This is a genomic window from Eubacterium album, assembly GCF_025336545.1.
In the GTDB taxonomy this organism is placed as follows: Bacteria; Bacillota; Clostridia; order Lachnospirales; family Lachnospiraceae; genus Eubacterium_U; species Eubacterium_U album.
The window spans coordinates 27,313-53,140 of the sequence record NZ_JAODBU010000006.1 but is presented as its reverse complement, the minus strand read 5'-3'; the positions used below and the strand labels follow the sequence as shown (position 1 = coordinate 53,140).

General features: G+C 31.8%; 24 protein-coding genes and 1 tRNA gene. 13 read left to right on the top strand and 12 right to left on the bottom strand.

The annotated features are described in order from the left end of the window. Positions 1-132 precede the first annotated feature (132 nt). Complete coding sequence (locus N5B56_RS06210) at positions 133-861, top strand: hypothetical protein (protein ID WP_260978587.1); 729 nt, start codon at positions 133-135, stop codon at positions 859-861. Positions 862-931: 70 nt separating this feature from the next. Here the strand turns inward: N5B56_RS06210 and N5B56_RS06205 are convergent, their stop codons facing one another. From N5B56_RS06205 to N5B56_RS06155, 11 genes are all read right to left on the bottom strand, one after another. Further along, positions 932-1,369, bottom strand: coding sequence for a GtrA family protein (locus N5B56_RS06205; RefSeq protein WP_260978586.1), 438 nt, complete (start codon positions 1,367-1,369; stop codon positions 932-934). Next, the gene (locus N5B56_RS06200; protein WP_260978585.1) at positions 1,344-2,297 is read right to left on the bottom strand and encodes a glycosyltransferase family 2 protein; all 954 of its coding nucleotides are present in this window, start codon (positions 2,295-2,297) and stop codon (positions 1,344-1,346) included. The genes N5B56_RS06205 and N5B56_RS06200 overlap by 26 nt, the downstream gene beginning before the upstream one ends. After that, positions 2,284-3,216 carry an NAD-dependent epimerase/dehydratase family protein gene (locus N5B56_RS06195; RefSeq protein WP_260978584.1) on the bottom strand — a complete coding sequence of 311 codons (933 nt, stop codon included), beginning with the start codon at positions 3,214-3,216 and terminating at the stop codon, positions 2,284-2,286. Before N5B56_RS06195 ends, N5B56_RS06200 begins: the two co-directional genes overlap by 14 nt. A 15-nt stretch (positions 3,217-3,231) precedes the next feature. Then, complete coding sequence (gene rfbH / locus N5B56_RS06190) at positions 3,232-4,566, bottom strand: lipopolysaccharide biosynthesis protein RfbH (protein ID WP_260978583.1); 1,335 nt, start codon at positions 4,564-4,566, stop codon at positions 3,232-3,234. A gap of 5 nt (positions 4,567-4,571) precedes the next feature. Further along, positions 4,572-6,380, bottom strand: a complete 1,809-nt coding sequence (locus N5B56_RS06185) for a thiamine pyrophosphate-binding protein (protein WP_260978582.1) — start codon at positions 6,378-6,380, stop codon at positions 4,572-4,574. A gap of 4 nt (positions 6,381-6,384) precedes the next feature. After that, positions 6,385-7,416, bottom strand: a complete 1,032-nt coding sequence (locus N5B56_RS06180) for a beta/alpha barrel domain-containing protein (RefSeq protein ID WP_260978581.1) — start codon at positions 7,414-7,416, stop codon at positions 6,385-6,387. Next, positions 7,406-8,476, bottom strand: a complete 1,071-nt coding sequence (rfbG, locus tag N5B56_RS06175; protein WP_260978580.1) for a CDP-glucose 4,6-dehydratase — start codon at positions 8,474-8,476, stop codon at positions 7,406-7,408. The genes N5B56_RS06180 and rfbG overlap by 11 nt, the downstream gene beginning before the upstream one ends. A 3-nt stretch (positions 8,477-8,479) precedes the next feature. Continuing rightward, positions 8,480-9,259, bottom strand: coding sequence for a glucose-1-phosphate cytidylyltransferase (gene rfbF, locus N5B56_RS06170; protein ID WP_260978579.1), 780 nt, complete (start codon positions 9,257-9,259; stop codon positions 8,480-8,482). Between the two features lie 13 nt (positions 9,260-9,272). Then, positions 9,273-10,688: a hypothetical protein gene (locus N5B56_RS06165; RefSeq protein ID WP_260978578.1), complete on the bottom strand. Its 1,416-nt coding sequence runs from the start codon at positions 10,686-10,688 to the stop codon at positions 9,273-9,275. Between the two features lie 145 nt (positions 10,689-10,833). Next, positions 10,834-11,433 carry a bifunctional phosphoserine phosphatase/homoserine phosphotransferase ThrH gene (gene thrH / locus N5B56_RS06160; RefSeq protein WP_118565787.1) on the bottom strand — a complete coding sequence of 200 codons (600 nt, stop codon included), beginning with the start codon at positions 11,431-11,433 and terminating at the stop codon, positions 10,834-10,836. Positions 11,434-12,302: 869 nt separating this feature from the next. Continuing rightward, a tRNA-Lys gene (locus tag N5B56_RS06155) sits at positions 12,303-12,375 on the bottom strand. A 157-nt stretch (positions 12,376-12,532) separates the two neighbouring features. On the opposite strand from N5B56_RS06155, the gene N5B56_RS06150 reads away from it, so the two are divergent. After that, complete coding sequence (locus N5B56_RS06150) at positions 12,533-13,780, top strand: AI-2E family transporter (RefSeq protein ID WP_022088765.1); 1,248 nt, start codon at positions 12,533-12,535, stop codon at positions 13,778-13,780. A gap of 127 nt (positions 13,781-13,907) precedes the next feature. Here N5B56_RS06150 and trmB read toward each other — a convergent pair whose 3' ends face one another. Continuing rightward, positions 13,908-14,546, bottom strand: a complete 639-nt coding sequence (trmB, locus tag N5B56_RS06145; RefSeq protein WP_117910542.1) for a tRNA (guanosine(46)-N7)-methyltransferase TrmB — start codon at positions 14,544-14,546, stop codon at positions 13,908-13,910. 192 nt (positions 14,547-14,738) lie between these two features. Here trmB and N5B56_RS06140 point away from each other — a divergent pair, with 192 nt between their 5' ends. The 11 genes from N5B56_RS06140 to N5B56_RS06090 all read left to right on the top strand — a co-directional run bounded on the left by N5B56_RS06140 (position 14,739) and on the right by N5B56_RS06090 (position 25,784). Next, complete coding sequence (locus N5B56_RS06140) at positions 14,739-15,062, top strand: hypothetical protein (protein ID WP_022088767.1); 324 nt, start codon at positions 14,739-14,741, stop codon at positions 15,060-15,062. Between the two features lie 4 nt (positions 15,063-15,066). Then, entirely contained in the window at positions 15,067-16,119 is a 1,053-nt protein-coding gene (locus N5B56_RS06135) for a V0D/AC39 family V-type ATPase subunit (protein ID WP_022088768.1), read from the top strand. After that, positions 16,119-18,053: a V-type ATP synthase subunit I gene (locus N5B56_RS06130; RefSeq protein WP_260978577.1), complete on the top strand. Its 1,935-nt coding sequence runs from the start codon at positions 16,119-16,121 to the stop codon at positions 18,051-18,053. The genes N5B56_RS06135 and N5B56_RS06130 overlap by 1 nt, the downstream gene beginning before the upstream one ends. 12 nt (positions 18,054-18,065) lie before the next feature. After that, on the top strand, positions 18,066-18,491 hold the full coding sequence (locus N5B56_RS06125) for an ATP synthase subunit C (protein WP_022088770.1): 426 nt from the start codon (positions 18,066-18,068) through the stop codon (positions 18,489-18,491). Between the two features lie 42 nt (positions 18,492-18,533). After that, positions 18,534-18,842 (top strand): V-type ATP synthase subunit F, encoded by a 309-nt coding sequence (locus N5B56_RS06120; RefSeq protein ID WP_022088771.1) that lies wholly within the window; start codon positions 18,534-18,536, stop codon positions 18,840-18,842. Positions 18,843-18,858: 16 nt separating this feature from the next. Continuing rightward, positions 18,859-19,431: a V-type ATP synthase subunit E gene (locus N5B56_RS06115; RefSeq protein ID WP_022088772.1), complete on the top strand. Its 573-nt coding sequence runs from the start codon at positions 18,859-18,861 to the stop codon at positions 19,429-19,431. An 11-nt stretch (positions 19,432-19,442) separates the two neighbouring features. Continuing rightward, complete coding sequence (locus tag N5B56_RS06110; RefSeq protein WP_022088773.1) at positions 19,443-21,209, top strand: V-type ATP synthase subunit A; 1,767 nt, start codon at positions 19,443-19,445, stop codon at positions 21,207-21,209. Between the two features lie 12 nt (positions 21,210-21,221). Next, positions 21,222-22,637: a V-type ATP synthase subunit B gene (locus N5B56_RS06105; protein ID WP_260978576.1), complete on the top strand. Its 1,416-nt coding sequence runs from the start codon at positions 21,222-21,224 to the stop codon at positions 22,635-22,637. Between the two features lie 23 nt (positions 22,638-22,660). After that, positions 22,661-23,281 carry a V-type ATP synthase subunit D gene (locus N5B56_RS06100; RefSeq protein WP_022088775.1) on the top strand — a complete coding sequence of 207 codons (621 nt, stop codon included), beginning with the start codon at positions 22,661-22,663 and terminating at the stop codon, positions 23,279-23,281. A 287-nt stretch (positions 23,282-23,568) separates the two neighbouring features. After that, positions 23,569-25,017 (top strand): D-alanyl-D-alanine carboxypeptidase family protein, encoded by a 1,449-nt coding sequence (locus N5B56_RS06095; RefSeq protein WP_022088776.1) that lies wholly within the window; start codon positions 23,569-23,571, stop codon positions 25,015-25,017. 29 nt (positions 25,018-25,046) lie between these two features. Beyond that, on the top strand, positions 25,047-25,784 hold the full coding sequence (locus tag N5B56_RS06090) for a tyrosine-type recombinase/integrase (protein ID WP_022088777.1): 738 nt from the start codon (positions 25,047-25,049) through the stop codon (positions 25,782-25,784). The last annotated feature ends 44 nt before the right edge of the window (positions 25,785-25,828 follow it).

The window sequence follows — 25,828 nt, the reverse complement described above, 5'->3', positions numbered from 1 at the left end:
TAATATTTTTCTTTTATTAAGCGATTTTATGTATATTTTTGTAAATAATCATATGAGATATTAATTTTCTATTGTGATTTTTTAATTTATTTACTATTATTAAAATAGATTTTTTTACTTAAGGAGGGTTTTATGTCCGATAATAATAACAACGATAATAAATATTCAGATGTTTCATCTGACAATATTTCAACAAACAATTCTAACAATAACACTTCTTCTAACAAGCATATTGCTGAAATTATTACTATTGCACTTTTAGCTATAGTTTTAATTTTCTTTGTTGTTCAATGTTCCCGAAATAAAAACGAGTCATCATCAACTTCAGGAACAATCGCTGCAAGTTCAAGTTACTCCGGCACTACTGTTCCACCTGTTGTTGTTCAGAATGAAAGCGGTGACCAGACAGAAATTGCGGATTCAGAAATTAATTTTAGAAACATTAGTTTTGCATCATCCATGGATGAAATCAAAGCATTAGAGAGTAAGTCCGATGATACTTTAGATAATCCAGATGATTCATCATCAGTTGATGGATATACTTATCTTACATATTCATTTAATGGTAAAAATGACCCTACAGCATTCGGAACTGTAGCTAATGTTTCCGACGCTTCCGCATCTTTAGTTTATGTATTTAAAGATAACAAACTTATAGAAGTTCGCTGGCAATATGGAAAGTTAGATGCTTCAGCTTATGATTCAATTATCGCTGATGCTTCTTCCCAATTTGGTCCTGCTACTTACAGCAGAGAATATTCAAATGGATACAAAGAATCCTGGTGGAGAACTAAAGATGTATTAATTTCATTTTTGTATCAGGACTCAGGAATTTCAATTTATTATAAAACTTTGAAATAAATATTATGTTATCATATTAAAGCAAAATAAATCCCATCAGCATTAAATACGATGGGATTTATTTTAGTTATTATTTTTTAAAAGCCCAAACTTTGTTTACGACAAAATTAACAGGAACCGTAATTATCAAATTTATAATTGGTGCAATATACTTAGATAGTTGTACTATATCAATCCACAAAATTAACATTGCACTACTTAACACTAAACCTGTTCCCGCATATGAAATAAACGTTTTAATTAAAGCTTTTAATTTTTGCTTAGTATCGGCATTATTCAAATCAAACACATATCTGCTGTTCCAATAAAACGAATTCAATACACTTACAACAAATCCTATCAAATTACTCAGCAAGAAATTAACTCCAAGCCAAACCAACACAGCATATGTACAATATGATATTAAGGTATTACTAATACCCACTATTCCAAATTTTATAAATTGAATAAGTGTTGAATATATTTTCTTTTCCTTCAAATCTTTATTTACATTCATCCGTATTTTCAAAATTAATGCGCTCCTCTTCGATTACTAAAGGTCTTTTCATCATTCTCTTATTTATACTAAGTACATATTCTCCAAGAAATCCTATAAAAAATAACTGTACTGATCCCAAAACGCATACACATAACAAAACCGGAGTCATTCCTGCAACAAATCTATCCCAATATATAAGCTTCATTATCAAATATACTACTGCAATTACCATACTAATTGCTGACATAAGAAACCCTATAATTGTAGCTGCACGCAATCCCGCTTTCGTATATGAAGTAAAGCTTAGCATAGCTGCATCATATAACGTATAAAAATTGTTATGAGTTTTTCCTGCCTTTCTCTCCTGCTGTTCATACTCAATATCTTTTCTTTTATATCCTAATTCTGCAACTATTCCCCTAAGAAAAGGAGTTGAATCGTCTAAATTTCTTAAAACTTCAATAAACTTTTTGTCATACAATCCAAATCCGGTAAAATGTTCAATTTGATCCACATCGGATAATTTTTTTATAAGTTTATAATAACTCGTTCTCAAAAATCTTATAAATTTATTTTCTTTGCTTGAAGTTTTTATTGCACATACTATTTTATATCCATTTTCCCACTCTTTTACAAGTTTTGGTATCATTTCAACAGGATCTTGAAAATCGCAACACATCGCAATTGTACAATCGCCTGTTGTTTGGCATAACCCATAATAAGGAGAATTAAATTGGCCAAAATTCTTTGCATTAAAAATAGCCTTAATATTTTTATTGTCATTACACATTTTTCTTAAATATTCTCTAGTTCTATCCTGAGAATCGTTATCTATAAATAATAACTCATATTCATACTTAGGGAGTTTTCCCTCTATTTCACTTATTACAGCATCTGCAATTTCTCTTACATTTTCCTCTTCGTTATAACAAGGAATCATTACACTAATCTTCGGCATTTCTCTTTTCCCCTTTTATCCAATTTATAGTTTCTTTTATTCCATCAGAGAATTTAACTTTTGGTTCAAATCCTGTGTCTTCCGTTAATTCAGAAATATCTGCACATAAATTCATAACCTGATTATTACTATATTCTATTTTTCCAAATCCTAATTCCACTTGAGGATTAATTACTTTTCCTATCTCTAGAATATATTCTTTTAAAGGCTTGGCTTCTCCACTTCCTATGCAATATATTTTTCCATCTATGCCTTTTTCCCCTAGTAAATACAATGCATTTGCAGCATCTTTACAATAAAGATAATCCCACCTTTGTTCTCCTTTAGTTAATGCCGGGCTTTTATTCTCTAATAAACTTGATATCAATGAAGATATCATAGAATTTTTTCCGTCATATGGGCCATATACACTCAGTATTCTTGTCCAAATATGTTTTATTTTTCTCCTGCTACACTCTATGCGTGACATTTGTCCTGCACATAATTTCGCCATTCCGTATCCATTTTCAGGAAACGTCGGTGTTTCTCCGTTTAATTTTTCATCCGTTCTTCCATATTCAGCCTGTGAACCGGCACCTACAAATACTTTGCATCCCATTCTATACGCTAAATTTACGGCATCTAGCGCATACTCAATATTTTGAATTTGGGCCTCCATATTATTTCTGCCTTCACCAGTTGTATTACTCCATGCAAGATGATAAAATACGTCAAACTTCTCTTCATTTTTTAGATTAAAATTGCCATAATCAGACATGTCGCATTCATTCACATGAACTAATGGACTTTTAGGAATGCTTTCTATTCTCTGTGAATTTTTATGGCATAATACAAGTACATCCATACCTTCTTCAACTAGTTTTTCTATTAATGCAATTCCTATAGTTCCTGTAGCCCCCGTAATAATTGCTCTATTCATTAGTTTCTTCCCCATTTACTCTTTAACTGATTCTTTCAATTTTTCTATCATATAATCTAATTTTTCATCAGTCATTCCCGGATATACACCAATCCAAAAGGTATTGTTCATTATTCTGTCAGTTTCTTTTAATTCACCTATAATTCTATACCCTTTATTTTCTTTCTTCATTTCCGTAAAGCATGGTTGTTTTGTCATATTTCCACCAAATAGCATTCTTGTCTGAACTCCATTATTTTCAAGAAATTGCACAACTTTATTTTTATCAACGCCATCTTTACATGTTATCAGAAAACCGAACCAACTTGGATCTGAATTAGGACATTTTTCAGGTAAAATAAATTTATCCTGCACACCTTCCAAGCCTTTTCTTATATAATTAAAGTTATACTTTCTTCTAGCTGTGAACTCAGGCATCTTTTCGAGTTGAGCACATCCTATTGCTGCCTGCATATCTGTTGCCTTTAAATTATATCCAAAGTGTGAATATACATATTTATGATCATATCCTATTGGTAATTCTCCATATTGTTTATCAAATCTGTGACCACACATATTATCCTGTCCTGGTGCACAAGAACAATCTCTTCCCCAATCTCGAAGGGATTTTACAATTTTATTTAACAAAGAATTATTTGTGTAAACCGCTCCACCTTCACCCATTGTCATATGATGTGGAGGATAAAAACTTGATGTTCCAATATCGCCTATAGTTCCTGTAAATTTAACTTCTCCATCAATTTCATATGTAGACCCAAGTGCATCACAATTATCTTCAATAAGCCATAAATTATGTTTTTGACAAAATTCCTTAACGGCCTTTAAATCAAAAGGATTTCCTAGTGTGTGCGCAAGCATTACAGCTTTTGTTTTTTCTGAAACTGCTTCTTCTAAATATGATATTTCTATATTGTACTGTGGAATATTCATATCAACAAATACCGGAACCGCACCATACTGTATAATCGCCGCAATTGTTGTTGGGAAACCTGCAGCTACTGTAATAACTTCATCACCACGATTTATTTTTCTATCACCTAACAATGGAGATGTCAGTGCCATAAATGCAATTAAATTTGCCGATGAACCGGAATTAACTAATGAACAATATTTAACATTTAAATATTTGGCAAAATTCTTCTCAAATACATCTGTATACTTTCCTGCTGTAAGCCAAAATTCTAGTGCTGAATCAACTAGGTTACACATTTCATGATAATCATATACTCTTGATGCATATGGAATATAATCGTTTCTATCATTTTTATGATTATGAAATGTATCACAATATTCTTTAACACTATCTAAAATTTGTTTTCGTGCTTCCTTTTCTGTTTTATTTTCAAACATGTTTTCTATCCTCTCTCATACATTGTAACAATCATATTTTCTATCATTTCATCATCACTTAATTGTGGGTTCATAAACTCTAAAGGTAGAGACTCCATCTGTCCATCTTTTCTCTTGTATGACACTTGTTTTGGTTGTGCTGACAAATCTATTGGCACAAATACCTCACAGATTACCGGACCATTCATTTCTAAAACCTGTTTCACTTTTGTTTTTAGTTCTGAATTATTATATATTTGAACTGTATTCAACCCAAATCCCTTTGCTACGTTTGAAATATTTGGTATTGACAAATGAGAATCTTCATCACAAGCCACGAAATGTCCTCCAAAAACATTTGTTTGCGTTGTATGTATTTGTGCATATCCCGAATTGCTAAGCACAAATATTTTTATAGGTAGTTGTAATCGATGTAATGTTTCTAATTCTTGAATATTCATCATAAAACCTCCATCACCATTTACGCATACCGTTCTTTTCTTTCCTGATGCAAGACATGCTCCTATGGTAGCAGGTAATCCAAATCCCATAGATGCTAATCCTTTTGTACTAAATACTCGTTGTCCTTTTTTCACACGAAAAGTCTGCATAGACACATCCAGGCAAGTCCCTGAACTTCCTGATACATATACATCATCTTTTGTCATTTGTTCAGTTATTGTATCTAAAAGTGCATATGTATTTACATTCTCCTTTTGATTCCAATATTTTTTTAAAACAATCGGATATTTTTCTTTCATTCTATTTGAATATTCCAACCAATCTGAAATATTTTTTTTATGTATTTTATTTTTATTTTTTAATATTAATTGTATAAATTTCTTTGCATCTGCACAAATTGGAATATCTGGTCTCACATTTATTTTATGCAATTCATTTTTATCTATATCTATCATTATTTTAACAGCTTCTCTTGCAAATCCATCAAAATTATATCCTGTTTGTAGCAAATTCATTCTTGCACCTATCGACATAAAAAAATCTGAATTTTGTTGGATAAAATTAGCGTATCTTTGCCCCATCCCTCCTGGTCTTCCAAAAAATAATGGGTTATTATCTTCAATTAAATCTATTCCATTCCATGTAGTTAAAACTGGAATCTGCAAAACCTCTACTAATTCATCAAATTCCTTTTGTGCATTTGAAAGACGAATTCCATTTCCTGCCAGCAATACTGGTCTTTCCGAATTATTAAATTTGTCAATTACATCTAAAACTTTTTTTTCTAATTCAATATCTGATAGTTGATTTTCGATTTCATCCGGATTAAATCCGTATAATTCATTTTCATCTACCATATATGCCTGAACATCTAATGGCACATCAATCCATACCGGCCCTTTTCTTCCATGTGTAGCCTCATATATTGCTTTCTCCAAATGATATCTTATGCTTAACGGATCTGTAACCATTACTGCATACTTTGTAACAGGCTTAGCCATAGATACAATGTCTATTTCCTGCATTCCTTGCTGTCTAATTCCCTGATTTCTTACCTGATCCAATCTCTTAACCTGTCCGGATAAAACCAACACTGGTGTTGACTCAACATACGCTGCTGCTATTCCTGTTAAAGCGTTTGTGCCACCTGGCCCTGTAGTAACCATAACAACACCTATTTTATTATTTACTCTAGCATAAGCTTCTGCTGCAATAGCATTTGCTTGTTCATGTAAACACACTACATAATCTAATTTTTTCGATTTTCCCAATGAATCATTTAAATGCATAGCTCCCCCTCCCGGAAGCATAAACACATGATTTATCTCTAGTTGTTCTAATTTTTTTATTATATAATCTGAAACTTTTATCATTTTTTTACCTTTTATCTTTTTCTTTTATATATTCCTGATATTTATTTTCCAAAATTCCATAGTCATATTTTACTCTGTCAGATGCATTCATACTTGCTAAAACTTTATACATGTCTTTAGGTTTTATGTTATGTTTATCTTTTAAATAAGATATATTATTTACATGTGTACAAAACGTTCCCGAAATAAAATATGATGTTGAATATCCCCATTCATATTTTTCTTTAAAGTCTTTGATATAGTCTTCTATTGTATCCAATATTATTCCCATATCATACTTTCCTTCATATTTTTTATTTATATAATTAGCCAATAACTCTGTTGTAGTATTTCCTGCTCCTCGGCCTATACCACATAAACTCGAATCAACTATGCAATCCCTTTCATTACTTTGCATTAGTTCCATAAATACAATTGAAAGTGCAAATGAAAGTTGTTGATTGTTATGTGAATGAAATCCTAATTTAATATTTTTGCTTAATTTACTATTTAAAATCTGAGAAATTCTAATTAAATCATCAAAATACATTGCTCCAAATGTATCAACAATTGATAATCCTTCCGCTCCACTTTCATTTACCATTTTTGCAAGATTTTCTAAATCACTGTCCGGATATGACAATGTATTTGCAGCCTGATAAAAAACTTTATACCCTTTTTTTATTATTTTTTTTCCAACTTCTATACCCTCACAAAAATGTTCATATGGGAATACAACTCGTATTGCGTCTATTGAATTACCATCACAATAAGGCAAATATTCTAAGTCATACCTGTCCCAGTCAATCATTAAAACATACGTTATATTATTATTCTTTTTAGTAATGTATTTTTCCAAATCATAAGGTTTATGAAAAAAAGATGTTCCCAATTCATGTTCATCATTTTTTAACCATCCACACTCAATTATGTCTACTAATGCATTATCTAAATTCTCGATTATCCCTTTTACTGTAGCTGTTCCAAATTTAGAATTTACTATATATGCTCCATCTCTAAGAGTACAATCTAATAATTGTATTTTACTATTGTTCATTACTGCCCTTACCTTCTTCATATGAATTTATTTGCTCAAGCATAATCTTTGATATATTTCCGCCTTTTATATATTCCTTACTCCATTCAACTGTTTTATCTAAAGCTTCTGACACATTCCATCTTGGTTTCCATCCAAACGTTTTCTTTAACTTAGAGCAATCTAACTTTAAAAACTGCGCTTCGTGGGGTCCTCCATCGTAACGATTTATCCATTTTAAATTATTTCCCCATTTATTACAAAACTGTTCTACAAGCTCACCTGTAGTAATACAATCTATATCATTTGGTCCTACATTATAACTGCCTTGTACATTTGCGTCATTAAACTGACGTTCTGCTATCATTAAATATGTCATTACCGATTCTAATACATGTTGATAAGGTCTTATTGAATACGGATTCCTAACTATTATATCTGTTTTATTTTCAACTGCTCTTACGCAATCAGGTATAATTCTATTTTCTGCAAAATCACCACCACCAATAACATTTCCGGCACGTGCTGTAGAAATTGCAACTTGTCCGTCTTCAAAAAAAGATTTTTTATAACAACTTGTTATCAGTTCAGAACAGGATTTTGAGTTTGAATATGGGTCATACCCATTCAAATTTTCATTTTCTCTATATCCCCATTCCCACTCTTTATTTTCATAAACTTTGTCTGTTGTAACATTTAAAAAAGACTTAACCGAATCCGTAAAACGAATGCTCTCTAACACATTAACTGTCCCCATTACATTTGTTTCATATGTTCCAACCGGATTTTTATATCCTTCCTTTACTATCGGCTGTGCTGCCATATGTATAACAATGTCTGGTTTTTCCTGTTTCATTATTTCTTTTAATTTATCACAATCCCTTACATCGCCCTTAATTGTTTTCACATACTTACCAATACCAGAAAGTTCATATAAATTTATTTTGGTTGGAGGTTCAAGTGAGTATCCCACAACTTCAGCCCCTGCATCTAAAAGTGCGTAACTCATCCAGGTGCCTTTAAAACCGGTATTTCCTGTAATTAATACCTTCTTTTTTCCAAAAAATTGTTTATTAATCATTTATTAGTCCTCCCATGTTTTCCATGGTGCCTGATTCTCAGACCACATTTTTTCTAATAAATCCTTTTCTCTTTTTGTATCCATACATTGCCAAAAACCATCGTGAAAATATGCCATTAACTGCTCATCTTTAGTCAGATTTTCTAAAGGTTTATTTTCAAAAACTGTATTATCATTCTCCAAATAATCAAAAATTTGTGGGTTTAAAACCATATATCCAACATTAATTCTCTCGCCATCTTCATCTGCCTTCTCACGAAACATATTTACCTTTCCGTCATCCTCAATATTAAGTACTCCGAATCGTTGACTCAATTTAATTGTTGTAATTGTTGCAATTTTCCCATGACTTTCATGAAACTTAAGAAGTTCTTTTAAGTTAATATCAGACACTCCATCACCATAAGTAAGCATAAATGGCTCGTTTCCGATATATTTTTGTATTCTTTTTATCCTTCCGCCTGTCATTGTCTTAAGTCCGGTATCTACTATTGTTACTTTCCATGGTTCCGCTACGTTGTTGTGCACTGTCATACTATTTTCAGATGTAAAATCAAAAGTAATATCGCTATTATGTAAATAATAATTTGCGAAATACTCTTTTATTATATGTTGTTTATAACCTGCACAAATGATAAATTCATTAAAACCATAATGTGAATATTCCTTCATAATGTGCCACAAAATTGGCTTACCACCAATTTCAATCATTGGTTTTGGTCTTAAATGACTCTCCTCACTAATACGTGTCCCTAATCCGCCTGCTAGAATAACTACTTTCATCTGTCTCCCCCTTCTATTTTGCTAAATACTTATAAAATAAACTCTCATTTACAGGTCCTGAAAAATTATTTCCTTTTAAAATTTCTTCTTCAATTGACCATATTCGTTCTGTCGGTGATTCACCTTTACTAACTGCTTTTACAGTTTGTACAATTGTTCTATTTATCTCATGCATTGGTGTACATGCTCCTAAACTTAGACATATTACAAGACACACAAACAAAGTTTTATTTTTTTCCTTATATAATTTTGGTAATTCTTCTATACATAAAATCATTAAAATAAATAATGCGGGAATGGAAACTCTCATACAAAAATCTTGAGCATCTCCAACTCTTATTAATGGGCATGCTACTAATACAATTAAAAGTAAATAATAAAATTTATTTTTCTTATTATTTCTCCATAAAATCATCATATAAAAGCCAAACTCTATAATACAAAACAGTACATACATTATCATTCTAATACTCGTATCTATATCATTTTCAAAAGTATTAACCTTTCCAGCTGAAATATTTCCTATTAGATATAAAAATGTTATTCCTCCACACACACATACACCTACAATATTTTGTAAAGAAAATATCTCTTTAAAATTTTGTATTTTTAATTTTCTAAACAGAAAATATAACGAAAACGGAATTAATCCCACAAACGGAAATGTTGAAGCAAGCATAATAGAACCTAAAATAAATAATATATTCTTTCTATTTTTTCCTACTACAATTAGTGTTGTTGCTACCCATGCCGGTATTGCCTGATTAAACACCCAAAATAATTGTGTTGTATTTGATGAATACTGAAAAAAAGCACTCCAATATTCTAGATGTTTAGTAAATTTAAAAATCACTCCTTGTGGCCATGAGCCTACAATATCAAGACCACTAAATAAAATTACTATAATTAATGGCCAAATTGAAACTTTCTTTCTTAAAACACAAATCAACAAATATACAATAAATATACCTATAGCTGCCCATACCATTTGAAATTTATATCCAATTTCAAATCCAAATAACTTTCCAATCACAGCTGATGGTAACCAATATCCTATATAATATATTAGTCCATAATTTCCTTTATTTGAAATAACCGGCCAATCATAATCAACAAGTGCCTTATACATTGCCGTCCTTGCTCCATGATCTGAATTTTGAAACATTACACCACCAATTCCTGAAAGTGTAACCCATAAAGCAATAAGTATAATCGCTATAACTATTTTTGAAATATTTTGTTTTAAAAAGATTTTTTCATATTCTATATTATCGCTGTTTATAGAAATAATAGTTGATATTAAAATAGATATTCCAAAAAGAAATGCCCAATACCACTTAAGCCAACCTACTACAAAAATAAATATTGGCAATGTCAAATACATATATACAATTGCCGACATTATTTTATTACATTTGTTTATTTTCATATTTTTCTCCAATACATTAATTTTTCATAATTATTTTAATTTACTCCCACGTATATATTATACTCGTGCTCCCAATTTATGTAAAGAAATTTACTAAACATATAAAGCCCTACCGTTGGTAGGGCTTTATATGTTTATACACTATTTATAATGCCTTCTTAATTGCATCCATTAATTCATCATATGTTTCAAATGCAGGAAGTTCAGGATATTCTTTCTTTATTTCTTCTGTACTTCTAAATAAAAATCCCGCTTTACTTGCTTTAATCATTCCAAGGTCGTTGTGACTATCACCGCTGGCAATTGTCTGATATCCAATTGACTGTAACGCTTTAACTGTTGTAAGTTTTGAATTTTCAATTCTCATCTTAAATCCTGTGATTTCACCATCTTCAGCAACTTCTAATGAATTACAGAAAATTGTAGGATATCCTAATTTTTTCATTAATGGACCTGCAAACTGTGTAAATGTATCACTTATAATAATTACCTGAGTCATTGCTCTAAGTTCATCTAAAAATTCCTTAGCACCTGGCATAGGATCAATCTTTGCAATTGTATCCTGTATTTCTTTAAGACCTAATCCATGTTCTTTAAGAATGTTAATTCTATATTTCATAAGCTTATCGTAATCAGGCTCATCTCTTGTTGTTCTCTTAAGTTCAGGAATTCCTGTCTCCTCTGCAAATGCAATCCATATTTCAGGAACTAAAACTCCCTCTAAATCCAAACAAACAATGTTCATATCCATATTTTTATCCTCCAATTATTTTACTCAATTTTTTATTATAACAAATTCAACTTCAATTGTACATTTTGAAGTTATTTTTTTATTTAAACCCTCCCATAACTTAATTGACATGCCATTTTTGCAGTATTATCATATAAATTTATTTAAATATTATATATTTTAATATACATATAAATTTATGAAACGTATAAAAATAGTGTTTTAGAAAGTGATTTTTACCCTTATGACAAAAAAAATCTTACACACTACCTTAAATTAAAGTATCTCTGCTCTAGAACAGGAACGTCAATTTTTAGAAGTTCTTTGCAGAGACTATACTTCTGTGTATTACGCTGATTTATTAAATACGGATACGGATTAGGACTTTCTATTGGTAAGGAATTAGTTAATCTAATGAATGGAAGTATTGATGTCAGAATGAATGATTATATGTCTAAACCGATTGCTATCAATAAATTGCTGGGTATTCTTGCTAAGTATAGGAGAATCTGATGCGGCATTCGCTTCTTTTCTAACGCAATGAGTCCACATACAGTTCGATTCCGCTTCGCTACATCTCACTGATGCGGCATTCGTCTCTTCTTAATCGCAATGAGTCCACATACAGTTCCATTCCGCTTCGCTACATCTCACTGATGCGGCATTCGCCTCTTCTTAATCGCAATGAGTCCACATACAGTTCCATTCCGCTTCGCTACATCTCACTGATGCGGCATTCGCCGCATCACCAAAAAAGGAACAGGTTCTTTCTGAAAGCAAGCTTTCTCTAGAACCTGTTCCTTTTTTGGTGTATGTGGACTCATTGCTTACGCACAAAAAAAGCACCATCCCCGTAGTTGCACTACAGAAACGGTACCCGCAAATGCGCGATCAGGGGCTCGAACCCTGGACACCCTGATTAAGAGTCAGGTGCTCTTCCAACTGAGCTAATCGCGCTTAGTATTTTTGACAACGATGATATTATAATTCATGATTATACAAAAATCAACCCCTTTTTTTTATTTTTTTATTATTATCTTCTTGTATTGATTATTTGTTACTGTTATACTTCAATTAATTGTTATTTTCAGTTTAAATATATGGAGGTTTTCCTATGAATCAAAATAAATTTCAACCCGACAAAAAATTATTTACCCTATGCATCTATGCTCTTATTACTACAGTTGTAGCAGTATTTTTTATAAGATGTATTTGGAACTGGTCAGAAACTAAAAGTCTTCTTTTGGGTCTTTTATCCAGCCTCTCTCCATTTTTACTTGGTTTCTTTATTGCATACATAATGGGTAACCTTTCATCAAAGTTGGAGAATCGTTTTTTTACAAACACAATTCATATATCTAATGTTAAGGTACGTAAAATGGTTGCTTTAATATCCTCATACGTTATTGTTTTTGGTATGTTGATTTTAGCACTATTCTTTATTATACCTTCATTTATACAAAGTATTTCTGATATTGCTGGAAATATTTCTACAATATATCAGAATTTTATTAATTATATAGAAGAAATAAGTTCGAAATATCCTAACTCAACTGTCGAATATGTTCAGGCTGCAATTCAGGATGCCATGCCTAGCTACTTAGAAACATTTAAATCATGGGCTGCCAATTTAGCTCCTTCAATTGCCAATGCTTCCATTTCAATTGTTAGATGGGTATTAAATTTTATTGTTGCAATTATTGTTTCTATTTATATGTTACTTGATAAGGATATTCTTTCAAGAAGCTTTAAACGTATTGTTTATTCAATTTTTAGAAAAGAACGTGCAATCTATGTATGGAGCACTTTTAAGCATGCAAATGACATTTTCAGTGGATTTATTATTGGTAAAACTATTGATTCATTAATCATTGGTATAATATGCCTTTTAGGTATGAAGTTGTTTAATATTGGTTCATCATATGCAGTTATTGTTAGTATATTTGTCGGTCTTACAAATATGATTCCATATTTTGGTCCATTTATTGGTGCTATACCTAGCATTTTAGTGATATCCTTATCAGTGTCACCTAAGCAGGGACTCGCTTTCTTAATTTTTGTTATAATTTTACAACAGTTTGACGGAAATATTCTTGGTCCAAAGATTTTAGGTGACAAAACTGGTCTTCGCCCTATTTGGATTATTTTTGCAATTACAGTCGGAGGATGGATTGGTGGAATTGTCGGAATGTTTTTAGGCGTTCCTTGTGTTGCTGTTATTTCAAGCATTCTTGACGATATTGTTGAGCACAACTTAGAAAAGCAAAATGTTAATCTTCCTAAAATAAAGCATGAATCTAATTCAAAGAGTTTTACTGATTATTTAAAAATTATTTCGGACTTTATGAAGGTAAAAAAATAAGCACTTAATAACTTTTTAAATATTAAATCTTTAGCAAACTAATTTAAAAAGCTAAGCATTTTATAATGTATTTATACATAATCTAATTTTATTAAATACATTATTGACGCTTAGCTTTTTATTTTTATTATCTGTTTGCAATTAATTTATTAATATTATTACCCATTTTTGAAAATCTTTCTTCATACTCGGTCATAATATTTCCTTCATTCATTTTTTCATTGTTGTGTAAATCTCTTGTATATTCCACTATATTCCATCCTGCTTCAGGAATCTGTTCCAATGAAAAATCAAACAAATCATTATTATCTGTCTTAAATTCAACTACTCCATCTTTTTTTAATATATTGTCATATCTTTTGAAAAATTCTTTTGATGTAAGTCTTCTTTTTGCATGTCTGTCTTTTGGCCATGGATCGGAAAAATTTAAGTAAATTTTATCAATTTCTTCCTTATTAAATGTGTCTTCGATTTTTTCAGCATCCATTCTTATAAATTTTAAATTTGTAAGTTCTAATTCTTCCATTTTTTCTATTGCACGAATTAAAACACTTGAGAACTTTTCTATTCCAATGTAATTAATATCTGGATTCTGCTGCGCTAATGTTGTAATGAATTTACCTTTTCCCATTCCTATTTCAATTCTTATAGGATTATCATTTCCAAAAATTTCTTTCCATTTTCCTTTATTTAATTCTGGTTCATTAATTGTATATTCACTTTCTGCAATTGCTTCTCGTGAACCCGGTACATTTCTTAATCGCATTTTATCCTCCGAAAATTTAATTTTATAATTTACTTTTTCACTTAACTTATAATATTTTATAATAAAATGTTTATAAAATAAATAAACATTTTTCTTTTCTTAAGAATTTTTCTTTTTGTTGCATTTTATTTAAAAAGTGGTAGTCTATTTATGAGAATTTTATACATACTAATTAAACAAAGGAGGCTGCATATGGTAAATGATATTAATTCAATCATATCGGATTTAACTAAAATCGACAAAGCTTCTTCTCAGATTATGGAGAGCACCCGTAAGGAAAAAGAAGCTTACGCAAGCATGATTAAGCAAAAGACTAAAGAATTCGATGAACAACTTTCCAGCAGCATCGACAAGCAGGTAAACCAATTAAAAGAATCTTTACTTGTTGAAAATGAGCACGCTATTGATGACTTCAAGAAGGAAACAGAAGCCTCATTAAAAACTTTAGATTCTATGTACACTGCTAACAAAGATTTATGGATTGAGTCCATATTTAACCATATTGTAAAGGAGTGATTCTATGACAGGTGGAAATTTATTAGCTTACAGTGCTTTGACAACTAAAATCAAAGCCATGCATAGTAAATTACTAACAAACGAACAATACGAAGAACTTGCTCACTTTACTACTGTGGCAGATGCATTTGCATATCTGCAAAAGCTTCCTTATTATGAAGAACTTTTTGCAGATATTGACCCTTCTACAATTCACCGTGGACAGATTGAATGGTTACTTAATTTTTCAACATATTCTGATTTTTCTAAGATTTATTGTTTTGCTCAGAAAAGGCAGCGTAAATATCTCAATCTTTATTTTATGAGATATGAAATTCAGACGCTTAAAAGATATATGAGGGCAATGCTTGATCCTAGACAATCTACTTCTATTTCTGTAATCGAGAATGATTTTGAGAAGCATTCAAAGATTGACACTCAGAAGCTTTCCCAGACTACAACTATGGAAGAATTTATAAATTGTTTAAAGGGTACTATTTATTATGCACCACTTCTTAAGGTCAGCACTTTAGATAACGCTGCACTATTTGACTATGAAATGGGATTGGATTTATTCTATTTTGCTTCTATATGGAAAGCAAAAGATTCCTATTCTAAAAAAGAATGTGCATATATTACCGAATCATACGGTTCACGTATTGATCTTCTGAATATGTTATGGATTTACAGATGCAAATCTTACTATTCAGTTTCATCAGCTTCAATTTATACTTTTTTAATTCCTGTAAATTATAAATTAAAAAAATCAGAAATAAAAAATATAGTTGAAGCACCAACTATTGAGGATACTATTTCTTTAATATCAAAAACCAGATATGGAAAACACTTTGATTTCACAAGCAAAATGCCTTTTGAAGAGCAGTGTAATCATATTATGGATGAAATAATTTTTAAAGATTTTAAAGAATCTCCTTATTCATTAGCTGCAATAAACGGATATTTTCATATGAAAAACTCTGAATCAGCTAAAATTATTACTGCTCTTGAATGTATTCGTTATCAATACAGTCCGGAGAAGACATTACAATATATAAATGGAAAGGGGAGTGGTATCTAGTGATTGTACAAATGAGTTTTGTAACTCTTGCCGGACCTAAATCAGATATCGACAGAGTTATTGATACGTATTTATCAAAATACGAGATACAACTTGAAAATGCATTAGTAGAACTTAACTCATCAGGAAATTTACTTCCATACGTTGAAGCTAATCCATACAAAGATATTTTAGATAAGAGTCACGCTTTACTTGAATTAATGGATGAAAGCATTGCTAATTCTCCATTAACCGATATGAGTGTTGAAGAAGCTACTAATGTAATAAATAACATCGATGACCAAATCAAAGATTTAAAAGAAGAAATTAATACTCTCAATATAAGAAAAGATAAATTAAATGAAGATTATGATTGTATTTCTCCTTTTAAAAATTTAGAGTACGACTTAAAACAGGTTTTGGGAATGAATTACATCAAATACCGTTTTGGTCGTGTTCCTAGAGATATGTGGGACAGTTTCCAAACATTTATTAATCCTGATCTTGACGCTGTTTTTATTGATTGTCTTGTTGACAATGATTTTATATGGGGTGTTTATTTTGCTCCTGAAATATCAATAAAAAAAGTTGATGAATCATTTGAAGCTTTACATTTTGAACAGGTTAAAATTCCTGATAATTATTCAGGTACTCCTGCTCAGGCATGTATGAATATTGCAAAGTCAATTTCAGAAATTGATGAAAAAATAAGAACTGTAGAAAGTAGAATTTCAACTTTAGTTCAGGTAAATAAATCTCATGTTTTATCTGCCTGCAACAGAATAGAAATTGCATATGGAAATTTTGATGTAAGAAAACTTGCAGCATGTACACGTGATTCTAACATAGTTTTCCATATTCTTTGTGGATGGATGGCAACAAAGGATGCTCTTTCACTTCAGGCCGAGACAGAAAATGATCCTAATGTTGTTTGTATGATTGATAATAAAACTGATGAATCAAAGGTTCCACCTACAAAATTAAAAAATCCTAAATTTGCAAAACCATTTGAAATGTACGTTAAAATGTACGGTTTACCAAAATACGGCGAATTTGATCCTACTATTTTTGTAGCAATAACTTATTCACTTCTTTTTGGTGCAATGTTTGGTGATTTAGGACAGGGATTATGCATATTTGCCATAGGCTTAATTGTATACCTGCTAAAGAAGATTCCTTTAGCCGCTATTTTATCAGCAGCAGGATTTACTTCCGCCATATTTGGATTATTATACGGAAGTGTATTTGGATTTGAGGGTGTAATTCCTCAAATATGGGTTAATCCAAGAACAAGTAAAATGAATTTGCCTATAGTTGGTTCATTTAACACAGTTTTTGTAGCTGCCATATTATTTGGTGTATTCTTAATACTCATAACAATGATTATTAATATGGTAAATGCTTTCAAAAATAAAAAATATGCAGATTTACTTATAGGACCTAACGGTCTTACAGGTCTTATATTTTATGCATCGTTAATGGCTGTAGTTATTTTATACATGTCAGGACATTCTCTTCCAGGAACTATCGTTCTTGTAATAATGTTCGTCATTCCATTAATTCTAATTGCATTAAAGGCACCTATAGTAAATCTTGTACAAAAGAACAAAAAGTTATTTCCTGAATCAGCAGCAATGTATTTTGTTGAAGGATTCTTTGAACTTTTTGAGATGTTGTTAAACTATTTTTCAAATACATTATCATTCCTTCGTGTCGGTGCATTTGCAATCAGCCACGGTGCCATGATGGAAGTAGTTTTAACATTAGCAGGAGCTACAGACGGAGGTTCACCAAATATCTTAGTTTTAATTCTTGGTAACATTTTCGTATGTGGTATGGAAGGCCTTGTTGTAGCAATTCAGGGATTGCGTCTTGAATACTATGAATTATTTGGCCGTTTTTATTCAGGTTCCGGTAAGGAATTTAAACCTTATTCAAAAAATATTAAACACTAGGAGGACAAAAATATGTTATTAAAAGTCACATTATTTATCGCATTAACTTTATCAATTATCGTACCTATGGTAGCTTACTTTGTTGGTGAAAAGAGCAGAGGCCGCTTTAAAAAATCATTAGCAATAAACGTTGTTGGATTTTTCGGTTTATTAGTTTTATCAACTGTTGTTATGTTTGCTCAGACAGCAAGTGCTGCTGAAACAACTACTGCCGGCTTATCATTAGGTTCAGGTCTTGGATACATCGCAGCTGCATTAGCAGTTGGTAGCTCAGGTATTGGTGGTGGTATCGCAGTAGCAAGTGCATCAAGTGCTGCTCTTGGAGCAATTAGTGAAGATGGAAGCGTATTTGGTAAAGCACTTATCTTTGCAGGTCTTGCAGAAGGTATTGCTCTTTACGGATTAATTATCGCATTCATGATTTTAGGTGCATTATAAATCATACAACTTTAACACTTACACAGATAGGAGGAACAAATTATGAGAATGTTTCTCATTAGTGATAACGTGGACACTCTTACAGGAATGCGTCTTGCAGGAATTGATGGAGTTGTTGTTCACGAAAAGCAGGAAATTAAGCAGGCTTTAGACGAAGTTCTTTCTCAAAAAGATATTGGAATTATCTTAATGACAGAAAAGCTTGGAAAAGAAATTCCTGAGATTGTTGATGATATTAAATTAAACCGTACGTTTCCTTTGTTGCTGGAAATTCCTGACCGCCACGGTTCAGGCCGTCGTCCGGATTTCATTACAGCATATATTAATGAAGCTATCGGAATAAAAATATAGAAAGTGTGGGCTTAGCATGACAATAGAAGAAAAAATGGAACATTTTAAAAATGTCTCCCTGGATAATGCATCCGCTAAAAGTAATGATATACTAACAGCTTACAAACAGTCTCTTGATGAACAGTTTGAAAAACATAAAGAAACAGCACTTTTAGAATCTAAGTCCGTTGAAAGCGCAAAACTAAATGCGGTGAGACTTGAAGTTAAAAGAGAACTTTCAAAAGTTCAGGCTGAAGTTCGTAGAACTGTTACATTACACCAAAACAAGCTGAAATCTCAAATTTTTTCAGCAGTTGTTGAAAAATTGAACGCTTATAAGAAAACAGAAGAATATAAAAAGGAACTTATATCACAAATCAACAAAATATCTTCAGATTTTAATGATACTACAGTAGAATTTTATATTGATTCAAGTGACGAATCTTTATTATCTGATTTACAAAGTCATACAGGTGCCGATATTAAAATAAGCACTGTTCCTTTTATTGGTGGTTGTAAAGCTATTATTTCAGATAAAAATATGTTAGTTGACAATTCTTTTAAAACAAAGCTTGCTGAGGAGCAGGAAAAGTTTACGATTTCAATTTAGGAGGCAGCCAGATGGTAAAAACAGGAAAGATATACGGTATTAACGGTCCTGTAGTTTATATAAAAGGAAAGACCGATTTTCAGATGGGTGAAATGGTTTACGTAAGCGAAGAAAAACTTGTTGGCGAAATCATTGGTCTTACATCTGAAATGACTACCGTTCAGGTATACGAAGAAACTAGTGGTCTTAAACCGGGCGAATTAGTTTATGGAACTGGAACTGCAATCTTTGTTACTCTTGCACCAGGAATCTTAAACAATATTTTTGATGGTATTGAAAGACCTTTAAGTAAAATCAGAGAAAAATCAGGCGCATTCATCAGCCGTGGTGTTAGTGTTGATTCTCTTGATACAACAAAAAAATGGGATGTTCACGTTACAATTAAACCGGGTGATTATGTATCCGGTGGTACAGTTATAGCAGAAGTTCAGGAAACAAAAGCCATTTTACATAAATCAATGGTACCCCCTTATATTTCTGGAACAGTTATTAGCGTTGTAGATGATGGTCCTTATACAATAAACGAAACTATAGCAGTAATAAAGAAAGACAATGGTGAAGAATTAGAATTGACTCTTACTCAGAAATGGCCAATTCGTACACCTCGTCCTATTAATAAACGTTATCCTGCCAGCCAGCCACTTGTAACAGGTCAGAGAATTCTTGATACTCTCTTCCCTATTGCCAAAGGTGGTACAGCCGCTATTCCGGGTGGTTTTGGTACAGGAAAAACAATGACTCAGCATCAGATTGCAAAATGGGCAAATGCCGACATTATTATTTACATCGGATGTGGTGAACGTGGAAACGAAATGACACAGGTTCTTGATGAATTCTCAGAATTAGTAGATCCTCGTTCAGGAAATCCATTGATGGACAGAACAACATTAATTGCAAATACATCTAACATGCCTGTTGCTGCCAGAGAAGCTAGTATTTACACTGGTTTAACTCTTGCGGAATACTACAGAGATATGGGTTACGATGTTGCTATAATGGCCGATTCTACATCTAGATGGGCTGAAGCCTTAAGAGAACTTTCAGGCCGTTTGGAAGAAATGCCTGCAGAAGAAGGTTTCCCTGCATATCTTGCAAGCCGACTTTCAGCATTCTATGAAAGAGCGGGTTATATGGAAAACCTTAACGGAACAGAAGGTTCTGTTTCAATTATTGGAGCTGTTTCTCCTCAGGGTGGTGACTTCTCAGAACCTGTAACACAGAATACAAAACGTTTCGTTAGATGTTTCTGGGGACTTGATAAATCATTAGCTTATGCAAGGCACTTCCCTGCTATTCACTGGCTTACAAGTTATAGTGAATATGTAAATGATCTTGCAGACTGGTACAACACAAATGTAGGTCCTGATTTTGTAAACTGCAGAAACAGAATTTTAGCTATTTTAAATAAAGAAAGCGAATTGATGGAAATTGTAAAACTTATTGGTAGTGACGTACTTCCGGATGACCAAAAGCTTATTCTTGAAATAGCCAGAGTTATACGTTTAGGATTTTTACAGCAGAACGCATTCCATGCTGAAGATACATGTGTACCTCTTGAGAAGCAGTTAAAAATGATGCAACTTATCCTTTATTTGAATGATAAGGCTTTTGAGATTATTAATCTTGGAATTCCTGTATCAGTATTAAAGGAAAACAATATGTTTGAAAAAATTATTTCTATCAAATATGATGTTGCAAATAATGAACTTGAAAAATTTGATGATTATAAACATGAAATTGATGATTACTATGCATCAATCATGGCTAGGCATGCATAAGGAGGTACCAAAATGGCAATAGAATATTTAGGTTTAAGTGAAATTAATGGTCCTCTTATTGCACTTGAAGGTGTAAAAGATGCGGCTTACGATGAAATAGTAGAATTTTCAATGAATGACGGTGCCGAGAAACGTCTCGGTCGTATTATTGAAATTTACAAAGATAAAGCAGTTATACAGGTATTTGAAGGTTCAGAAGGAATGTCCCTTTCAAATACACATACAAAATTAACAGGACACCCTATGGAAATAGCCTTATCACCTGATATTTTAGGAAGAACTTTCAACGGAATTGGCCAGCCTATTGATGGTCTTGGTCCAATCGTTGCTGAAGAAAAGAGAGATGTAAACGGAAAACCACTTAATCCGGTTTCCCGTGAATATCCAAGAAACTATATTAGAACAGGTATTTCAGCTATTGACGGTTTAACAACATTGATTAGAGGACAGAAACTTCCTATATTCTCCGGAAATGGTTTACCTCATGATCAGTTAGCTGCTCAGATTGTTAATCAGTCATCTCTTGGTGATGATGTTGATGAAGAATTTGCAGTTGTCTTTGCTGCAATGGGTGTAAAACATGATGTTGCTGAATTTTTCCAGAAAACATTTGAAGAAAGCGGAGCTTCTGAACACGTTGTAATGTTCTTAAATTTGGCAAATGACCCTGTTGTAGAACGTTTGATAACCCCAAAGGTTGCTTTAACTGTTGCAGAATATCTTGCATACGAAAAAAATATGCATATCTTAGTTGTTTTAACTGATATGACATCATTTGCAGAAGCTATGCGTGAAGTTTCATCTTCAAAGGGTGAGATTCCTTCAAGAAAAGGTTATCCCGGATACTTATACAGTGAACTCGCAACTATATATGAAAGGGCAGGTATTGTTGAAGGAGCAAAAGGTAGCGTAACTCAAATTCCTATTCTTACAATGCCTAACGATGACATAACACATCCTATACCTGACTTAACAGGTTACATTACAGAAGGTCAGATAGTTTTAGACCGTTCATTAAACGGACAGTCACTCTACCCTCCAATTAATGTATTACCTTCCCTTTCACGTTTGATGAAGGATGGTATCGGTAAAGGATTTACAAGAGAAGATCATCAGGATGTTGCTAACCAGTTATTCTCATCTTACGCAAAAGTTGGTGATGCCAGAGCTCTAGCATCAGTAATTGGTGAAGATGAATTATCACCTACAGATAAAAAATATCTTGAATTTGGTAAAGCTTTCGAGCAGCAATTTGTTGGTCAGGGACCAAATGTAAATAGAACTATTGAAGAAACACTAGATTTAGGTTGGAAGTTATTACATCTTCTTCCTAAGAAAGAACTTGATAGAATTGATACAAAGATTCTTGAGAAATATTACGATAGTGTATCTTTAAATAATGACGAAGAAGATTCTGATTCACTTTAATTTTTCAAACAAGGAGGTTTTTTATGGATTTAAATGCAGTACCAACCAAAGGTAACTTAATAGCCGCAAAAAATTCTCTTGCTCTTGCGAAACAGGGCTTTGAACTAATGGACAAAAAACGTAATATTCTTGTTCGTGAAATTATGGATTTAAATGCTAAAGCTAAAGACATTCAGGACGATATCGATAAAACATTTACTGAAGCTTACACAGCTTTGGAAAGAGCAAATATCGAACTTGGAATCCAAAATGTTGAAATATTTGCATTTAATGTTCCTCTTGAACATGATGTAAAAATAAAAAGTCGAAGTATCATGGGAACTGAAATTCCTCTTGTTACTAATAACGAATCTGTTCATAATCCTGTTTACTCTTTTTATGGAACTACAGAGTCTCTAGACAAGGCAAAAACTTGTTTTGAAAAAGTAAAGGATTTAACAATCAGACTTTCGATGATTGAAAATTCAGCTTACCGACTTGCTTATAATATTAAGAAAACGCAAAAAAGAGCAAATGCTCTAAAGAATATAACAATTCCAACATATGAAGGACTTGTTAAAACAATTTCTAATGCGCTTGAAGAAAAAGAGCGAGAAGAATTTACAAGGCTTAAAGTAATAAAAGCTAGAGCTGACGCAAAATAAAAATTAATATTCATACATTAACACGTGAAAATAGGATATTTTCTATTTCCACGTGTTAATTATTTATAAGTTAGTTTTCACATTTAATTAATACTTTTTTCACATTTATAAATTAGAATTTACAATATAGGACATTTTATATTTATTAAGTTTTAATGAATTTTTTGTCTTTTATATTCATTTATTTTGCTGTATACTATATTATGATATTTAGGTTAATTAAACTAATTTTCCATTTATTAAACTATTATAGATTATAACCAACATCAAAATATAGGAGATTAAGAATGAAACGTATATTATCTATGGTCATGATGATTGTTATTACGGTAACATCATTTGGCTTTTGTTCATATAATAGTAACTCTGTTGTAAGTGCAGACACTGTTTCCTGGCCTAGTGGACCGGGATTAGTTGCCGAAACTGCCGTAATGATTGATGCCTCTACCGGTTCAGTACTTTTTGATAAAAAATGCCATCAGAAAATGTATCCAGCCAGTATCACTAAAATCATGACAGCATTACTTACCATTGAAAATTGTAATCTTGATGATACTGTTACATTTTCACAGAGCGCTATTGACACTCTTGAACCTGAAGCAGCCAATATTGGAGCTGTCGTTGGTGAAGAAATGAGTGTTAAAGATTGTTTATATGCATTAATGTTGCAATCCGCTAATGAAGTAGCCTCTGCTTTAGCAGAACATGTTAGCGGAAGTATTGAAGAATTTGCCAAATTAATGAATAAACGAGCTAAACAGGCTGGTGCAAATGATGCTCATTTTGCAAATGCATGTGGACTTTTTAATAAAAAACATTATGTAACCGCTTACGATATGGCAAAGATTATGCAGGCAGCATTACAATATCCGGTATTTAGAGAAATTATTAATTCCTCAAGTTATACACTACCTACAGATAACAAGCGAAAAGAACCTCTTACTATAAGTCAGCGTCATCAGATGGTTCAGCCATGGAATTCCTTCCATTATGACGGAATCATTGGTGGTAAGACCGGTTTTGTAAATGAATCCGGAACAACTTTAGTAACAAGTGCTCAAAGAGACGGCATGACTCTTATTACTGTTGTTCTTAATTCGCCTGGTACAAATTCCTATGTGGATACAACAGCTTTATTAGACTTTGGATTTAAGAATTTTAAATTGACAAATGTATCTGAAAATGATACTAGATTTGAAAACAAATCAACATTTACTAACAATTTTGATTCTATATTTAAAACTAAGCTTCACAGATTATCATTATCTAAAGATGCTGTAGTTGTACTTCCAAAAGATGCTAATTTTGCTGATACAACTTCTACTATTACTTTAAACGAGGATAGTTCTGACGACAACAATACCGTTGCTACGATTTCTTACTCATATGGAAATCATACAATTGGAACTGCTCCTGTTTTGTATAGTGAAGTGTCAAATAAAATAAGTGTTAATGCCACTGTTACTCCTGAAGAATCGACTACAGTTGACACAGAAACTTCTGTAGATTCTGAAAATTCAAATAATTCTTCAAAAGTTTCTGACAAAGACACAACTAAAAAGACAACTAAAAAAGAAACTGTATCAAAGTCTCACTTTAAATTTAGTTCAGCTATATTTAAAATTATAATTATTGCAGTAATTTTAGTTATTTTAGCAGTAATTATTATCTTCTTTAAGAAGAAAATGGACCATTTAAATGCAGTAAGAGCTTCAAAAAGAAGACGTAACCGTTAAAAATCAATGAATTGAAAGGATGGGTTTATATGAATTGGGTTGCACCTATTAAGGATTCTGAAACATTATCAAAATTTAAAGAGGCATTGAAAAACACAGACTATAAATATTACATTATGTTTGAAATTGGAGTTGGAACAGGTTTACAACTTCAGGACATTTTAAATTTCAAAAACAAAGATGTTACTGACAAAGATGAAATCACAGTTGAAATTGGAACAAAGAACATCAAAAATACTTTCAAAATTCCAGAAGATTTGAAGGCAATTATTAAAGATTATACTAAGGGAAAAAATCCTGAAGCATTCTTAATTAGAGGACATGCTTCATCTGATAAACCGGTTTCAAGAGAACAGGCTTATCGAGTTTTAAGATCTGTTGGTCACAAGATTGGCTTAACTTCAATCGGAGCACAGACAATGAGAAAAACTTTTGCTTGGAATTATTATCATGAAACAGGTGATATTTACTACTTACAGAACTTATTTAACCATGCATCACCTTCAATTACATATAGATATATTGGTGAAAAGCCAAATATCGAGATTGTATTGAAGAAAATGACACCACAGGAAAATGAACGTAGCAGATATTTCTTATATCTTAACGGAAGTGGTAAGAACAGATTAAATAATATTATTGATGCTCTTACAAATATTAGAGATAATTTTGATTCTCCTACAAATAACGATGCCTTCTACGGTAAAGTTGATTGCTTATTAAATGAACTTGATTCATTGATGGAGAATTACAACAATACAAAATAATAATAATAAAAAGGACATGTTAACGTTCCCGTCTACATGTCCTT

Coding starts and splice junctions, on each gene's coding strand:
- N5B56_RS06185 (WP_260978582.1), bottom strand. CDS start 6,380: ATGATAAAAGTTTCAGATTATATAATAAAAAAATTAGAACAACTAGAG.
- thrH (WP_118565787.1), bottom strand. CDS start 11,433: ATGAACATTGTTTGTTTGGATTTAGAGGGAGTTTTAGTTCCTGAAATA.
- rfbF (WP_260978579.1), bottom strand. CDS start 9,259: ATGAAAGTAGTTATTCTAGCAGGCGGATTAGGGACACGTATTAGTGAG.
- N5B56_RS06150 (WP_022088765.1), top strand. CDS start 12,533: ATGAATCAAAATAAATTTCAACCCGACAAAAAATTATTTACCCTATGC.
- N5B56_RS06140 (WP_022088767.1), top strand. CDS start 14,739: ATGGTAAATGATATTAATTCAATCATATCGGATTTAACTAAAATCGAC.
- N5B56_RS06115 (WP_022088772.1), top strand. CDS start 18,859: ATGACAATAGAAGAAAAAATGGAACATTTTAAAAATGTCTCCCTGGAT.
- N5B56_RS06090 (WP_022088777.1), top strand. CDS start 25,047: ATGAATTGGGTTGCACCTATTAAGGATTCTGAAACATTATCAAAATTT.
- N5B56_RS06200 (WP_260978585.1), bottom strand. CDS start 2,297: ATGCCGAAGATTAGTGTAATGATTCCTTGTTATAACGAAGAGGAAAAT.
- N5B56_RS06100 (WP_022088775.1), top strand. CDS start 22,661: ATGGATTTAAATGCAGTACCAACCAAAGGTAACTTAATAGCCGCAAAA.
- N5B56_RS06105 (WP_260978576.1), top strand. CDS start 21,222: ATGGCAATAGAATATTTAGGTTTAAGTGAAATTAATGGTCCTCTTATT.
- N5B56_RS06120 (WP_022088771.1), top strand. CDS start 18,534: ATGAGAATGTTTCTCATTAGTGATAACGTGGACACTCTTACAGGAATG.
- rfbH (WP_260978583.1), bottom strand. CDS start 4,566: ATGTTTGAAAATAAAACAGAAAAGGAAGCACGAAAACAAATTTTAGAT.
- N5B56_RS06165 (WP_260978578.1), bottom strand. CDS start 10,688: ATGAAAATAAACAAATGTAATAAAATAATGTCGGCAATTGTATATATG.
- trmB (WP_117910542.1), bottom strand. CDS start 14,546: ATGCGATTAAGAAATGTACCGGGTTCACGAGAAGCAATTGCAGAAAGT.
- N5B56_RS06095 (WP_022088776.1), top strand. CDS start 23,569: ATGAAACGTATATTATCTATGGTCATGATGATTGTTATTACGGTAACA.
- N5B56_RS06195 (WP_260978584.1), bottom strand. CDS start 3,216: ATGAATAGAGCAATTATTACGGGGGCTACAGGAACTATAGGAATTGCA.
- N5B56_RS06110 (WP_022088773.1), top strand. CDS start 19,443: ATGGTAAAAACAGGAAAGATATACGGTATTAACGGTCCTGTAGTTTAT.
- N5B56_RS06210 (WP_260978587.1), top strand. CDS start 133: ATGTCCGATAATAATAACAACGATAATAAATATTCAGATGTTTCATCT.
- rfbG (WP_260978580.1), bottom strand. CDS start 8,476: ATGATTAATAAACAATTTTTTGGAAAAAAGAAGGTATTAATTACAGGA.
- N5B56_RS06125 (WP_022088770.1), top strand. CDS start 18,066: ATGTTATTAAAAGTCACATTATTTATCGCATTAACTTTATCAATTATC.
- N5B56_RS06180 (WP_260978581.1), bottom strand. CDS start 7,416: ATGAACAATAGTAAAATACAATTATTAGATTGTACTCTTAGAGATGGA.
- N5B56_RS06135 (WP_022088768.1), top strand. CDS start 15,067: ATGACAGGTGGAAATTTATTAGCTTACAGTGCTTTGACAACTAAAATC.